Source organism: Pseudomonas folii (genome assembly GCF_014357575.1).
Classification (GTDB): Bacteria; Pseudomonadota; Gammaproteobacteria; order Pseudomonadales; family Pseudomonadaceae; genus Aquipseudomonas; species Aquipseudomonas folii.
The window spans coordinates 1-15,197 of record NZ_JACONW010000133.1 but is presented as its reverse complement, the minus strand read 5'-3'; the positions used below and the strand labels follow the sequence as shown (position 1 = coordinate 15,197).

The 15,197-nt window shown below is 58.7% G+C and carries 12 protein-coding genes and 1 pseudogene; 4 read left to right on the top strand and 9 right to left on the bottom strand.

Annotated features, from left to right (window positions below; translation table 11 throughout):
* Positions 1–20: 20 nt before the first annotated feature.
* The 6 genes from H8S59_RS21370 to H8S59_RS21345 form a co-directional block, all read right to left on the bottom strand.
* Positions 21–3,038 (bottom strand): sarcosine oxidase subunit alpha, encoded by a 3,018-nt coding sequence (locus H8S59_RS21370; RefSeq protein WP_187522720.1) that lies wholly within the window; start codon positions 3,036–3,038, stop codon positions 21–23.
* Positions 3,035–3,358: a sarcosine oxidase subunit delta gene (locus H8S59_RS21365; RefSeq protein WP_087265976.1), complete on the bottom strand. Its 324-nt coding sequence runs from the start codon at positions 3,356–3,358 to the stop codon at positions 3,035–3,037. The genes H8S59_RS21370 and H8S59_RS21365 overlap by 4 nt, the downstream gene beginning before the upstream one ends.
* A 14-nt stretch (positions 3,359–3,372) precedes the next feature.
* The gene (locus H8S59_RS21360; RefSeq protein WP_032628141.1) at positions 3,373–4,623 is read right to left on the bottom strand and encodes a sarcosine oxidase subunit beta family protein; all 1,251 of its coding nucleotides are present in this window, start codon (positions 4,621–4,623) and stop codon (positions 3,373–3,375) included.
* 17 nt (positions 4,624–4,640) lie between these two features.
* Positions 4,641–5,894, bottom strand: a complete 1,254-nt coding sequence (glyA, locus tag H8S59_RS21355) for a serine hydroxymethyltransferase (RefSeq protein ID WP_099267954.1) — start codon at positions 5,892–5,894, stop codon at positions 4,641–4,643.
* A 296-nt stretch (positions 5,895–6,190) separates the two neighbouring features.
* Positions 6,191–7,393 carry an alanine transaminase gene (alaC, locus tag H8S59_RS21350; protein ID WP_187522719.1) on the bottom strand — a complete coding sequence of 401 codons (1,203 nt, stop codon included), beginning with the start codon at positions 7,391–7,393 and terminating at the stop codon, positions 6,191–6,193.
* A gap of 208 nt (positions 7,394–7,601) precedes the next feature.
* Entirely contained in the window at positions 7,602–8,366 is a 765-nt protein-coding gene (locus tag H8S59_RS21345; protein ID WP_187522718.1) for a TraX family protein, read from the bottom strand.
* Between the two features lie 230 nt (positions 8,367–8,596).
* On the opposite strand from H8S59_RS21345, the gene H8S59_RS21340 reads away from it, so the two are divergent.
* Complete coding sequence (locus H8S59_RS21340; protein WP_187522717.1) at positions 8,597–9,637, top strand: threonine aldolase family protein; 1,041 nt, start codon at positions 8,597–8,599, stop codon at positions 9,635–9,637.
* 106 nt (positions 9,638–9,743) lie between these two features.
* Here the strand turns inward: H8S59_RS21340 and H8S59_RS21335 are convergent, their stop codons facing one another.
* Both H8S59_RS21335 and H8S59_RS21330 read right to left on the bottom strand, forming a co-directional pair.
* Positions 9,744–10,046 carry a cell division protein ZapA gene (locus tag H8S59_RS21335; protein ID WP_187522716.1) on the bottom strand — a complete coding sequence of 101 codons (303 nt, stop codon included), beginning with the start codon at positions 10,044–10,046 and terminating at the stop codon, positions 9,744–9,746.
* Positions 10,043–10,276 carry a hypothetical protein gene (locus tag H8S59_RS21330; RefSeq protein WP_027899824.1) on the bottom strand — a complete coding sequence of 78 codons (234 nt, stop codon included), beginning with the start codon at positions 10,274–10,276 and terminating at the stop codon, positions 10,043–10,045. Before H8S59_RS21330 ends, H8S59_RS21335 begins: the two co-directional genes overlap by 4 nt.
* A gap of 420 nt (positions 10,277–10,696) precedes the next feature.
* Between H8S59_RS21330 and H8S59_RS27430 the strand changes: the two are divergent.
* Together H8S59_RS27430 and H8S59_RS27425 are read left to right on the top strand one after the other, a co-directional pair.
* A pseudogene (locus tag H8S59_RS27430) lies at positions 10,697–11,467 on the top strand (MCP four helix bundle domain-containing protein); the annotation flags it as partial.
* Positions 11,450–12,322: a methyl-accepting chemotaxis protein gene (locus H8S59_RS27425; RefSeq protein ID WP_425504600.1), complete on the top strand. Its 873-nt coding sequence runs from the start codon at positions 11,450–11,452 to the stop codon at positions 12,320–12,322. The pseudogene H8S59_RS27430 and the gene H8S59_RS27425, both read left to right, overlap by 18 nt.
* 165 nt (positions 12,323–12,487) lie before the next feature.
* Here H8S59_RS27425 and gbcB read toward each other — a convergent pair whose 3' ends face one another.
* Positions 12,488–13,588: a glycine-betaine demethylase subunit GbcB gene (gbcB, locus tag H8S59_RS21320; protein WP_187522715.1), complete on the bottom strand. Its 1,101-nt coding sequence runs from the start codon at positions 13,586–13,588 to the stop codon at positions 12,488–12,490.
* Between the two features lie 319 nt (positions 13,589–13,907).
* On the opposite strand from gbcB, the gene H8S59_RS21310 reads away from it, so the two are divergent.
* Positions 13,908–15,197: aromatic ring-hydroxylating oxygenase subunit alpha (locus H8S59_RS21310; protein WP_187522714.1), on the top strand; the 1,290-nt coding region annotated here is incomplete at its 3' end.

The window sequence follows — 15,197 nt, the reverse complement described above, 5'->3', positions numbered from 1 at the left end:
CACAGGGGCGAGGCCAGCCATCAAACGTTCTGCTGCTCACCCTTCGGATCGAAGAACACCGAGGAGACAATTTCGGCTTCGATCACGCTGCCATCCGCCTGAGGTGAGAACACCCGCTCGCCCATGCGCTTCAGGCCGCCTTTGACCACGCCCATGGCAAACGAATAGCCGAGCGAGTTGGCCGCATAGCTGGAGGTCACATGACCGACCATGGTCATCGGGATCGACTGTTTAGGATCGAACACCAGTTGCGCACCTTCTGGCAGCCATTTGGTGGGATCAATTGGCTTGAGTCCGACCAGTTGCTTGCGTTGTTCACGCACACAGTCTTCGCGATTCATGCCTCGTTGACCGATCCACGAGAACGGTTTGGTGCGGCCAACACACCAGCCCATGTTCAGGTCGTCCGGGGTCATCGAGCCGTCGGTGTCCTGACCCACGATGATGAAACCCTTCTCGGCACGCAGTACGTGCATGGTCTCGGTGCCGTACGGCGTGAGGTTGTACTGTTTGCCGGCTTCGATGATTTTTTCCAGCACACCCATGGCGTAGTCGGCCTGGATGTTGACCTCATATGACAGCTCACCGGTGAACGAGATACGGAACACCCGTGCCGGAACGCCACCGACCAGGCCTTCTTTCCAGGTCATGAACGGGAAGGCTTCACGGTCCAGATCGATGTCGGTCACTTCGCTGAGCAGCTTGCGGCTGTTCGGGCCAGACAGCGTCAGGGTCGCGTAATGGTCGGTCACGGAGGTGAAGTACACCTTCAGATCAGGCCATTCAGTCTGTTGATAGATTTCCAGCCATTGCAGCACGCGAGCCGCGCCGCCCGTGGTGGTGGTCATGATGAAATGGTTGTCCGCGACACATGCGGTAACCCCGTCGTCGAAGACCATGCCGTCTTCTTTACACATCAGGCCGTAGCGCGCCTTGCCCACATCGAGCTTGGTCCAGGCGTTGGTGTAGATGCGATTCAGGAACTCGCGGGCATCCGGGCCTTGAATGTCGATTTTGCCGAGGGTCGAAGCGTCCAGCAGGCCGACGCTTTCACGTACGGCTTTGCATTCGCGGGCCACGGCTGCATGAATGTCTTCACCGGCTTTCGGGAAGTACCACGGACGTTTCCACTGACCGACGTCTTCGAATTCGGCACCGTTTCTCACGTGCCAAGCGTGCAGGGCAGTGAAGCGCACAGGCTCGAAGATATGCCCGCAGTGCCGACCGGCTACTGCGCCGAAGGTAACGGGGGTGTAGTTCGGGCGGAACATGGTGGTGCCCATTTCCGGAATGGAAACGTTCAGCGAGCGTGCGGCAATGGCCAGACCGTTGACGTTGCCCAGCTTGCCTTGATCGGTGCCGAAGCCCAGAGCAGTGTAGCGTTTGACGTGCTCAACCGACTCAAAGCCTTCACGGGTCGCCAACTCGATGGCGGCAGCAGTGACATCGTTCTGCAGGTCAACGAACTGCTTCGGCGCACGGGCAGTCGGTTTGTCATGCGGCACCTGGAACAGCGCCAGCGTGGGTTCTTCGGCTCGGCTCAATGCTTTCGGCAAGACACCTTCGACGACTTTGAAACCGGCTTCGCTGGCGGCGCGCACGCCACCCTCGAAACCGTCGGCCAAGGCGTCGCCCAATGCGTAGACGCCATTCACGCCGCCGACGCAAACGCGCTTCTGCGGCGCTTCGCCCGGTACGAAACCGAGAATGTCTTCACGCCAGACGGGTTTGCCGCCCAAGTGCGAAGCGAGGTGAACGATAGGGCTGTAGCCACCGGAGCTGGCAACCAGATCGCATTCGAGCCATTCGCCAGGGCTGGTTACGCGATGAGCTTTTACATCAATCGCTGCCACACGAGCGGCGGTGACGTGCTTGCTGCCACGGGCTTCGATCACGGCGCTGCCGGTCAGAATCCGAATGCCTTTGGCGCGAGCCTCTTCAACCAGCGCGCCGCGTGGGTTGTGACGCGCATCGGCAATCGCTACCACTTGCAGGCTGGCGTCGAGCCAATCCAGTGCGACGCGGTAGGCGTGGTCGTTGTTGGTGGACAACACCAGTTTCTTGCCCGGTGCCACGCCATAACGGCGCACATAAGTGGAAACGGCACCGGCCAGCATGTTACCCGGCACGTCGTTGTTACCGTAGACCAATGGGCGTTCGTGAGTACCGGTGGCCAGCACTACACGCTTGGCGCGAACCCGATGCATGCGCTGACGGACCTGACCGATAGGCGCTCGGTCACCAAGGTGGTCTGTCAGACGCTCATGAATGGTCAGGAAGTTATGATCGTGATAGCCGTTGACCGTGGCGCGAGGCAGCAACACCACGTTCTTCAGGCTTTTCAGCTCAGCGATAACGGTGGCGACCCATTCAGCAGCCGGTTTGCCGTCGAGGCTTTCGCGGCTGTCCAGGAGGCTGCCGCCGAATTCTTCCTGCTCGTCGGCCAGAATGACTCGGGCACCGCTGCGCGCTGAAGCCAGAGCCGCCGCCAGACCCGCCGGGCCACCGCCAACGATCAGCACGTCGCAGTGCCGGTTCATGTTGTCGTAGGTGTCCGGATCGTTTTCGGTCGGCGAGCGACCAAGGCCAGCAGCCTTACGAATGTACTTCTCGTAAGTCATCCAGAACGATTGCGGGTACATGAAGGTTTTGTAGTAGAAACCCGGTGGCATCAGCTTGCCGCCGACTTTGCCGAGAATTCCCATCACGTCATTGTTCACGCTCGGCCAGCCGTTGGTGCTGGTTGCGACCAGACCCGAATACAGCGCTTGTTGCGTGGCCCGCACGTTGGGGATTTGGGTCGCTTCGGTTGCGCCGATCTGCAGTACTGCGTTCGGCTCTTCGGAGCCCGCAGCAAAGATGCCGCGAGGGCGGGAATATTTGAAGCTGCGGCCGATGATGTCCACGCCATTGGCCAGCAGAGCGGCGGCTAATGTGTCGCCTTCGAAGCCCTGATAAGTCTGGCCATTGAAGTTGAAGTTCAGGACCTTGCTGCGGTCTATGCGGCCGCCGTTGGGCAGTCGGTTGGTCTGGCTCATACCTGGTCTCCCTCGCCGCTGGCTGTCTTCTCAAACGCAGGGTTTCTGAACTGCGGTTTGGTGCCAATCGGGTAGGTTTCGAGAATTTCGTAAGTCACGGTGTCGCGGGTCGCGTTGAAGTACTGACGGCAGCCAGCGGCGTGGATCCACAGTTCGTGATGCAGCCCGCGTGGGTTATCGCGGAAAAACATGTAGTCGCCCCATTGCTCGTCGGTGCAGGCGGCCGGGTCCAGTGGACGCGGGATGTGAGCCTGGCCTGAAGCGTGGAATTCCTCTTCGGAGCGCAGTTCGCCACAGTGAGGACAGAAGATGTGCAGCATAGGTAGTGCTCCTCTTAGTGGGCGACCGCGGCTGCGCCGTGTTCATCGATCAACGCGCCGTTGTGGAAACGGTCGATGGAGAAAGGTTTGGCCAATGGATGCATTTCACCTTTAGCCAGACTTGCCGCAAACACGTTGCCCGAGCCCGGCGTAGCCTTGAAGCCACCGGTGCCCCAACCGCAGTTGAAGAACATGTTCGGCACGGGGGTCTTGGAAATGATCGGGCAGGCATCCGGCGTGGTATCGACGATGCCGCCCCACTGGCGGTTCATGCGCACGCGGGACAGTACCGGGAACATCTCGACGATGGCCTGAATCGTGTGTTCGATCACCGGGTACGAACCACGCTGACCATAGCCCACCCAGCCGTCGATACCGGCACCGATCACCAGGTCGCCCTTGTCGGACTGGCTGATGTAACCGTGTACCGCATTGGACATGATCACGCTGTCGATAATCGGCTTGATCGGCTCGGACACCAGCGCTTGCAGCGGGTGGGATTCAATTGGCAAACGGAAGCCGGCGAGTTTCGCCATGTGCCCCGAGTTACCGGCCGTCACCACGCCGACGCGCTTGGCGCCGATGAAGCCTTTATTGGTTTCCACACCGATGCACACGCCGTTTTCCTTGCGGAAGCCGGTCACTTCGGTCTGCTGGATCAAATCCACGCCCAAGGCATCAGCGGCGCGGGCAAAACCCCACGCCACGGCATCGTGACGGGCAACGCCGCCGCGACGTTGCACAGTGGCGCCGATGATCGGGTAGCGGGTGTTTTTCGAGCAGTCCAGGTACGGGATTTCGTCCGCCACCTGTTTGCCGTTGAGCAATTCGCCGTCCACGCCATTAAGGCGGTTGGCGCTGACCCGGCGCTCGGAATCACGCATGTCCTGCAGAGTGTGGCACAAGTTGTACACGCCGCGCTGGGAGAACATCACGTTGTAGTTCAGATCCTGAGACAGGCCTTCCCACAGTTTCATCGCGTGTTCGTACAGATGCGCCGACTCATCCCACAGGTAGTTGGAACGCACGATAGTCGTGTTACGCGCCGTGTTGCCGCCGCCCAGCCAGCCTTTCTCGACTACGGCCACATTGGTGATGCCGTGCTCTTTAGCAAGGTAATAGGCAGTCGCCAGACCGTGCCCGCCGCCACCGACGATGACCACGTCGTAGACTTTTTTCGGGGTAGGCGTGCGCCACATGCGCTGCCAGTTTTCGTGATGGCTGAGGGAGTGCTTGAGAAGGCCGAAGCCTGAGTAATGCTGCATGAATAACTACTCCTGACTCAGCTATAAACCGGGAAATCGGAACACAGTGCTGCAACCTGGCTGGCGACATTGGCCTCGACATCGGCGTCGCCGAGGTTGTCGAGAATGTCGCAGATCCAGCCGGCCAGCGTGATGCATTGGGTGACTTTGAAACCGCGGGTGGTCACTGCTGGAGTGCCGATGCGCAGGCCCGAGGTCACGAACGGCGATTGCGGATCGTTGGGCACCGAGTTCTTGTTAACGGTGATGTGCGCACGACCCAAAGCGGCGTCGGCGTCTTTGCCGGTCAGGCCCTGACGGATCAGGCTGACCAGAAACAGATGGTTATCGGTGCCGCCGGAAACCACGTCGTAGCCACGGTCGATGAACACTTGCGCCATGGCCTGAGCGTTATCGATCACCTGCTGTTGATACGCCACGAAGCCGGGCTCTGCTGCCTCTTTGAAGCACACGGCCTTGGCGGCGATCACGTGCATCAACGGGCCGCCCTGACCGCCGGGGAATACGGCGGAATTGAGCTTTTTCTCGATCTCTTCGTTGGCCTTGGCCAGGATCAAACCACCGCGTGGGCCGCGCAGGGTTTTATGAGTGGTGGTCGTTACGACGTCTGCGTACGGCAGCGGGTTCGGGTACAGACCGGCCGCGACCAGGCCCGCAACGTGGGCCATGTCGACGAACAGATAGGCGCCGACTTTGTCAGCGATGGCCCGGAAACGCGGGAAGTCGAGGGTTTTCGAATAGGCCGAGAAACCGGCGATGATCATTTTTGGCTTGGACTCGACGGCGATTCGCTCGACCTCGTCGTAATCGATCAGCCCGGTATTGGTGTCGATGCCGTATTGCACCGCGTTGTAGAGCTTTCCGGAAAAACTGACTTTCGCGCCGTGGGTCAGGTGACCGCCGTGGGCGAGGCTCATGCCCAACACGGTGTCGCCAGCTTGCAGCAACGCCAGGTAAACCGCTGCGTTGGCTGAGCTGCCGGAGTGCGGCTGAACGTTGGCGTAATCAGCGCCGAACAGTTGCTTGGCACGCTCGATAGCGAGCACCTCAACTTTATCCACATGCTCGCAGCCGCCGTAGTAGCGCTTGCCCGGATAACCTTCAGCATATTTGTTGGTCAGGCCGCTGCCCTGGGCTTCCATCACGCGCTGGCTGGTGTAGTTCTCCGAGGCGATCAGTTCGATGTGATCTTCCTGACGCTGCTCCTCTGCATTCATCGCGGCCAGCAGTGCATCGTCATAGCCTTGGATTTGGTCGTTCTTGCTGAACATCGCGGTTCTCCCAGCGGCGGCGTCGCGCCTGACTTATCGGTGGGGCCGCAGCATCTGAGCCGGGCCCTTTGACAGCGATACTAGGGCCGGACCCAAGACGCCAAATGCCTACGCACGCCACGCAAAGGCGCGTTTACGACATGGGTGGGAGAGGAGGGGGAAATAACACGGAGGGAGGTTGGAATGATGTCTGTGGGAGCGGTGCTTGCCCGCGATAAGGTCTACGCGATCTGAAGCGAACCGCGTCCAGCCTTATCGCGGGCAAGCACCGCTCCCACAGGAGTGCGCGTTACAGGCTAGACCGCTTTATCCGCCCGGAACATCCCGCGAATGCCGCGCACGGCCTGGCGAATCCGATCCTGATTCTCGATCAGTGCGAAGCGCACGTGATCATCGCCGTACTCACCAAAACCGACACCCGGCGAGACGCAGACTTTTGCTTCAGCCAACAGCTTCTTGGCGAATTCCAGCGAACCAAGGTGGGCGTAGGCGGGCGGAATTTTGGCCCAGACGTACATCGACGCTTTCGGGTTTTCCACCATCCAGCCCAGTTCATGCAGGCCTTTGACCAACACGTTGCGGCGCTGACGGTATTGCTCGGCGATGTCCAGCACGCATTGCTGATCGCCTTCCAGTGCAGCAATGGCCGCGACTTGCAGCGGGGTGAAGGTGCCATAGTCGTGGTAGCTCTTGATCCGCGCCAGAGCGTTGACCAGCTCCGGGTTGCCGACCATGAAGCCGATCCGCCAGCCCGCCATGTTGTAGCTCTTGGACAGGGTGAAGAACTCGACGGCGATGTCTTTCGCGCCCGGCACCTGCATGATCGACGGCGCTTTCCAGCCGTCGTAGACGATGTCGGCGTAAGCCAGGTCGTGAACCACCAGCACGTCGTACTGTTTGGCCAGGGCAACCACGCGCTCGAAGAAGTCCAGCTCCACGCACTGCGCCGTCGGGTTGGACGGGAAGCCGAGGATCATCATCTTCGGCTTGGGAATCGAGCCGCGAATGGCCTTTTCCAGCTCGGCAAAGAAATCCACACCCGGGATCAAGGGCACCGAACGCACTTGAGCGCCAGCAATCACGGCACCGTAGATATGAATCGGATAGCTCGGGTTTGGCACCAGCACCGTGTCTCCCTGATCGAGGGTGGCGAGCATCAGGTGCGCGAGACCTTCCTTCGAACCAATGGTGACGATGGCTTCTTCTTCCGGATCGATGTCGACGTCGTAGCGTTTTTTATACCAGTTGGAGATCGCCCGACGCAGACGCGGGATGCCACGCGAAGTCGAGTAGCCGTGAGTGTCTTCACGTTGGGCGACAGTGACGAGTTTTTCGACGATATGCGGTGGGGTCGGCCCGTCGGGGTTGCCCATGCTCAAGTCGATGATGTCTTCACCACGGCGGCGAGCGGCCATTTTCAGCTCGGCGGTGATATTGAAGACGTACGGGGGGAGTCGATCGATACGCGCAAAACGGCGCGGCGAAGGTAAGTCTGCCATGGATGCCTCAGATACGTAAGCGCCCGGAACCGTCCGAGCGACGTTGGCCACTGCGGTGGCCAGCGCAGAAGATAAGGGCGGTGGTGGCGTTTTGTCTACAGCGTTTTTCAGACCGCCTTATTCCCTGTAGGAGTGAGCTTGCTCGCGATGCGCTGTGTCATTCAGAGAATTATCATCTGACTAGACGCCATCGCGAGCAAGCTCACTCCTACAGGGGCGCGGGTGTGATCCATATTGCCAATATTTCCCGCAACCCCAGCAACACCAGAAAATGCGCCGGATAAATCGCATATGCCCAACGCCGCATCGGCTTGACCGGAAATGTCAGGCGACGACGCAGCAGCGCCAACCCAAGCAAGGGCGCAATCAGGCAGGCGATCAGCGAGCCGATGGAGATAGGATCACCCCAGGCCGCGCCCGCGAACATCTGCGGCCAGGCATTGCCCGCCACGCAAATGGCTCCCGGCAACAGGGCGAACCAGATCGGGCGATGCAGCACTAACAGCAGCGCCAGCGGCAGCAGCGTGCCAAAAAACCCAAACATAAGGTATTTGTGAAACAGGGCGGCGATCAGCAGCGAACCAAGCGCCATCAATCGCGTCGCAGGCAAGCGGTGTCGCCAGCCCTGGGCAATCAGCAGGCCGAGAACCAGCGTCGGCAATACGTTCAGCGTGTGGGCGTCCTCCATGTATAGCCGATACGGTAGCTCTGCCAGCACGGCAAACAACAGCATCCAGCCCAGATATCGCCACTGCACTTTCGGATCAGGAAACAACGCGGACTTACGCCCCAGATTTGCCGCAATCGCCAGGCAAAACCAAGGGAATGCCAGTCGCCCCGGCACATAAAGCACGTCTATCGACCAGCCGACATAGCGCAGGTGGTCGAGTACCATGGCCAGCATCGCCAGCCACTTCAGAAGGTCCAGCGCCTTGTCGCGTCCGGGCAGGTAAGGCGGGTTCGATAGATCCATATCTCTCCAGCGTTTTGGGGTTTCTTCGCAACGAGGCCGGTTTAATACCAGCCCTGTAGGAGCGCGCTTGCCCGCGATGGCGTCAGGTCAGCCGACAAAGATGTTGATTGACCTGACGCCATCGCGGGCAAGCGCGCTCCTACCAAAGCTATCTGCAGCAAGGCAGCTAATGACCAAACCCTGCGATCTTCGCTACAGTGCGCAGCATAATCAATGACAAGGATTCGGCCATGACCGATAAAAGCCAGCAGTTTGCCAGTGATAACTATTCGGGCATCTGCCCTGAAGCCTGGGCTGCGATGGAACAGGCTAACCACGGCCATCAGCGCGCTTACGGCGATGACGAATGGACCGCACGGGCCTCGGATCAATTCCGTAAATTATTTGAAACTGACTGTGAAGTGTTCTTCGCTTTCAACGGTACGGCTGCCAACTCGCTGGCGCTGTCGTCCCTGTGCCAGAGCTATCACAGCGTTATCTGTTCGGAAACGGCTCACGTTGAAACCGACGAGTGCGGTGCTCCGGAGTTTTTCTCCAACGGCTCCAAGCTGCTCACTGCACGTAGCGAACAGGGCAAGTTGACGCCCGAGTCCATCCGCGAGGTTGCACTCAAGCGTCAGGATATTCACTACCCGAAACCTCGGGTCGTGACCCTGACCCAAGCCACCGAAGTCGGCAGCGTTTACCAGCCAGATGAGCTCAAGGCGATCAGCGCAACCTGCAAAGAGTTGAATCTGAACCTGCACATGGACGGCGCGCGGTTTGCCAACGCCTGTGCATTTCTGGAGTGTTCGCCCGCTGAGCTGACCTGGAAATCCGGTGTCGATGTGCTGTGTTTTGGTGGCACCAAGAACGGCATGGCGGTGGGGGAGGCGATCCTGTTCTTCAACCATAAGCTGGCTGAAGATTTTGATTACCGGTGCAAACAGGCCGGGCAACTGGCGTCGAAAATGCGCTTCCTGTCGGCACCGTGGGTCGGGCTGCTGGAAGGTGATGCCTGGCTCAAGCACGCCAATCATGCCAACCATTGCGCGCAATTGCTGGCGGCGCTGGTGAAGGACATTCCGGGTGTTGAGCTGATGTTCCCGGTGCAGGCCAATGGCGTGTTTCTGCAACTGTCCGAATCCGCCATCGCCGCGCTGACGGCCAAGGGCTGGCGCTTCTATACATTCATTGGTAACGGTGGCGCGCGCTTCATGTGCTCGTGGGACACCGAAGAAGACCGCGTGCGCGAGCTGGCGGCGGATATCCGATTGGTGATGGGGGCGTAACGCGCGATGCTATTTCGGTAGGAGCCAACTTGTTGGCGAGGCTGGCGACTCGGTGTGTCAGTTGCGCAGCCTCGCGAACAAGTTCGCTCCTACCTGTGTAGTCGAATCAGTTCTGCGCAATCGTCTTCGAAATCGCTTCCACCGTCGCGTCGACCTGCTCCCGGCAGCGGTCCAGCTCGACCTGATGTTGCTGTTTGAGCTCGATCTGCTGCGAGCACAGGTTCAGGGCGGCCAGTACCAACAGGCGGTCGCCAATCAGCGTCGGGTATTTGCGTTTGGTGTCAGCCAGCGATGCGCGCAGCAACGCGGTGGCCTGCTGCAACGTCTGTTCTTCACCGGCAGGGGCTTTGATCGAATAGTCGTTGCCGAGAATCGAAACGACCGTCACCCCGTTCCTGTCAGTATTCATGCGCTGACTGCGCTTGCGCTGGTCGCACGGTCAACAAGGGCCTGAATTCGCGCTGCCGTGGCACCTTGTTTCTCTTCCTGCTCCATCAGACTCAATTGCAGACTGTCGTTGTCATCCCTGGCTTGGGCCAGCTCCGTGCTGAGCTGAGCGTTTGTGCTTTGCAGTTGCTGGTTTTGTTGCACCAGATCGCTGACAAGTTGTTCCAACTGGCTAAGGGATGCTTCCAACATTTTGATTTCTCGAGCAAATTTCAACGGGCGCACACCTTAAAGAAAAGTCACTGCGCATACCAGTTAAGCCACTTAAATAACGGCGTTCTGGCGCGCTGCGTTCTCCCTGAAGGCAAGTGCATAAACAGGCCCTGTTGACTGTGATTTTCCGATCTGGTTCCTGCTGCTCGTCAGTCCGGCCTGATCGAGAAAACATGACGCCTTCGATATTCCCGGTTTTTTTGCTCGCGTCCCCGTAAACGTTACCTTTCAATGACTTGCATGGCGTTTTGCTATATCGAAGAGAGCCTGCGACCTTACGCCACGCCTGATTTCAGTGCGTTGACCTCAAGTCCCTTAGCCTGTAACCGATAGGCATGGATCATCACATCTTCTATTCACCTCAAACGCAAGGACTGCGCTTCTTCCTCTGGAAAAACCATGTCATTACGCACCATGAATATCGCGCCTCGCGCGTTTCTAGGCTTTGCCTTCATAGGCACCCTTATGCTTGTTCTCGGCGTGTTTGCGCTGTCGCAGATGAGCAAGATCCGTGACGCCGGCGATGAAATCGCCAAACGCAGCGTTCCCAGTATCCAGAGTCTCGACCGACTCACCGAAGTCAGCATTCGCCTGCGCGTTCTGTCCTATCGTTTGTTGATCAACCGCGAACCAGACATTCAGAGCAAGACCATCGATTTGTTCGCCATGCGTAACAAACAAATCAGTGACGCTCAGGCCGTTTATGAGAAATTCATTTCCTCTCCGGAAGAGCAAACCGCCTACAACCAATACGTGCGATTGCTGGGCGACTATCGTCAGCTTGAAGAGCGCATCAAGACCCTGAGTCGTGCGGGCAAGGTCGATGAGTTGGGCCAATTGCTCAATGAAGAAACGCTGGCTAACTCTGATCAGATGAACGCAGCGCTGGCCAAACTGGTCGAGATCAATGCCCGGCAATTGAGTGACACCAACAAAAGCGCAGCCGAGCAGTACGCGTCAGCATTCACTCTGGTGGTGGGTCTGCTGATCGCCACCACAATCCTGACCGTCCTGTTCGCCTGGCTGCTGACCCGCAGTATCACCCAGCCAATTGCTTCAGCGCTTGAAGCCGCCGAAACCATCGCCGAGGGGAATCTGACTCGCCCGATCAAAGCCGACGGTACTGACGAAGCCGGTCGTTTGCTCTCCGCCATGCAGAAAATGCAGGAAAAGCTGCGCGACACATTGACCCGTATTTCTGGTTCCGCCACCCAGCTTGCTTCTGCTGCCGAGGAGCTTAATGCGGTGACCGACGAGAGCGCCCGTGGTCTGTCGCAACAGAACAACGAAATCGAACAAGCCGCGACCGCCGTCAACGAGATGACCAGCGCTGTGGAAGAAGTCGCGCGTAATGCGGTCAGCACTTCCGAAGCGTCGAAAAACGCCACGGCCTCAGCGGGCGACGGTCGTGATCTGGTTCAGGAAACCGTCAATGCCATCGAACGCATGAGCGGTGATGTGCAGAGCACTGCAACGCTGATCGGCAATCTGGCTGAAGAGTCTCGTGACATCGGCAAGGTGCTGGATGTCATTCGCGGCCTGGCTGACCAGACCAACCTGTTGGCCCTGAATGCGGCCATCGAAGCGGCCCGTGCCGGTGAAGCCGGGCGTGGCTTTGCCGTGGTGGCTGACGAAGTGCGTGCCTTGGCGCATCGCACTCAGCAGTCAACCAGCGAAATCGAACGCATGATCGGCAGCATTCAAGGCGGCACCGAGCAGGCGGTCAACTCAATGCGCAATAGCACCGAGCGCGCGGAGTCGACGTTGAACATCGCTAAAGGCGCAGGCGTGGCGCTGGATACCATTAATACCGCGGTGGTGGAAATCAACGAGCGTAACCTGGTGATCGCCAGCGCCGCCGAAGAACAGGCTCAAGTGGCCCGTGAAGTGGACCGCAACCTGGTCAACATCCGCGACCTGTCGGCCCAGTCATCCGACGGTGCAGCACAAACCAGCGCCGCCAGCAGCGAGCTGACGCGCCTGGCTGTTGATCTGAACAGCATGGTTTCAAGGTTTAGTCTGTAACAAGCTTTGAGTTCGTTGGAGCGCCTCCTGCTCGCTCCAACTTAACCACGTACTCCGGTAGGAGCGAACTTGTTCGCGAGATGTTTGTAAGGACGATGGATAAATTCGCCTGCCGAGCCGCCTCGCGAACAAGTTCGCTCCTACCTGTATCAATCGCCCAGGCGATTAATACTCGATCCGCACATCCCCCTTCGGAATGCTGCAGCACGACAGGATGTAGCCTTCGGCTTCGTCTTCTTCAGTAATCCCGCCGTTGTGCTCCATCTCCACTTCGCCGCTGAGCTTCATCACCTTGCACGTCCCGCAGATGCCCATGCCGCATGCTTTGGGGATCATCAAGCCGAGCTTGGCTGCGGCCGCGTGGACGGTTTCGCCCGGTGCGACGCGGATGCTCTTGCCGGTGTCGGTGAATTCCACCTGATGTAGATCCGACGCGTCGACTTCTGGGGCTTCGGCGGCAATTTCCGCTTGCTCAACGGCGTCCGCCCGGGCTTCGGGAGGCGTCGCGCCGAACGATTCCTCATGGTATTGCGCCATGTTGAAACCGTTGGCTTCCAGCAGGCGTTTGACGGCCGTCATGTAAGGCGTCGGTCCGCAGCAAAATACTTCGCGCTCCATGAAGTCCGGCGCCATCAGCTCAAGCATCTTCTGATTCAGATACCCGCGATAACCCGCCCATGGCTCGCCAAGGCCGTGCTTCTCGCAGATCAGGTGCAGGCTGAAGTTATCGATCCGCGACGCCATGTGCTCCAGCTCGCGGTGATAAATGATGTCTTTCGGTGAGCGAGCGCTGTGCACAAACACCATGTCGACGTTGGCGTTGGTGTCGTAGAACCAGCGCGCCATGGACATCACCGGCGTGATACCGACACCGCCACTCAGGTAGAGGATTTTCGGGTTCGGAAAATCAATGGCGTTGAACAGCCCGACCGGACCGTGGACTGCCAGCTCCTGACCTTCATGCAGCGTGTCGTGAAGGTAGTTGGAAACCTTGCCGCCCGGTACGCGTTTGATCGTCACCGAAAAGCTGTAAGGCACCGAAGGGGAACTGGAAATAGTGTACGAGCGCATCACCGGCACGCCTTCAATTTCAAGCTCCAGGGTCACGAACTGGCCTGGCTTGAAGAAGAACATGATCGGCTGATCGGCCATGAAGCAGAAGGTGCGCACATCCCAGGTTTCCTGAATCACCTTGACGACGCGCACCAGGTGACGGCCATTGGCCCATGTCTGGGTATTTACCGGGCTCAGGAAGCTTTGGGACATGCTGAATCTCCAACGGCCGACGACCGGCCTCATGATGCGAATTCTGCGTAAGGCGCAGATCACCCACTTACCTGCCAGCGACATCGGCGTACTTATCGCGACCAGCCCCTGATTACCTGCATTAGCGCGTCGGGAACGGATTCGGCCATGTCGCCCATGGATAAGGTCAAGTCTGCGCCGGACTCCACACTCGCCACTAAATGTTTATCGAAAAGCATGAGCGGCAAAACAACCGCCGCCTTGCGTGCCAAACGCCACAAAGAACCGTATTAGCCACATTCGTCGACCGTAAACCGCATGGTCATGAGGACTTCAAACGATGGACGTCACCGCAACCTTGAGCTTGGGCGATCCGCTGGAACCGGCACGTAAGGCCACTGCCGAAATGCTGCAGAATCGCGAACGCACCTATTCGCTGCCGCAGCCTTTCTACAGTGATGAGCGGTTGTTTGAAATCGACATGCAGGAGATCTTCCACAAAGAGTGGCTGATCGCAGGCATGACCGCCGAGATTCCGGCCAAAGGTAACTACCTGACGCTGCAGATCGGCAAGAACCCGGTAGTTGTGGTGCGCGGTCCGGACGGCGCGGTTAACGCTTTTCATAACGTCTGCCGTCATCGCGGCTCGCGCCTGTGCACCAAGGAGAAAGGCAAAGTCGCCAAGCTGGTTTGCCCTTACCACCAGTGGACGTACGAGCTGGACGGTCGCTTGCTGTACGCAGGTAGCGAAATGGGCGATGACTTCGACATGAAGAACTTCAGCCTCAAGCCGATCAACGTGAAAACCGCGGGCGGCTACATCTTCATCAGCCTTGCGGAAAATCCGCCGGCCATCGACGAGTTCCTGCAGACCCTCAAGCACTACATGGAACCGTACGACATGGAAAACACCAAGGTGGCGGTGCAAACCACCTTGATGGAAAAGGCCAACTGGAAACTGGTGCTGGAAAACAACCGCGAGTGCTATCACTGCACCGGCTCACACCCCGAACTGCTCAACACGTTGCTGGAGTGGGACGACGTTACCGATCCGCGTGCCACCCAGTCGTTCAAGGACCACGTCGCCGAATCGGCTGCGGCCTGGGAGGCTGAGAAGATTCCGTTCGCTCACGCCGCGTTTGGCCTGCGTAACCGCATCGTACGTATGCCGCTGCTCAAAGGCACGGTGTCCATGACCATGGACGGCAAACAGGGCAGCAAGAAGCTTATGGGCCGGATCACCAACCCGGACCTGGGCTCAATGCGCATCCTGCACCTGCCACATTCCTGGAACCACTGCATGGGCGATCACATCATTGTGTTCACGGTGTGGCCGATCAGCGCCCAGGAAACCATGGTCAGCACCAAATGGCTGGTCCACAAAGATGCCGTCGAAGGTGTGGACTACGATGTGGCGCGCCTGCGTGAAGTCTGGGACGCGACCAACGATCAGGACCGTCGTCTGGCCGAAGAAAATCAGCGGGGTATCAACTCCAGCGCCTATCAGCCGGGTCCGTACTCCAAAACGTACGAGTTCGGGGTGGTCAACTTCATTGACTGGTACAGCGCCCGGGTACTGGAAAACCTGGGGGCCGAGCCTGCGCCGTATTTGAAGGGTGTGGCGGTTAAT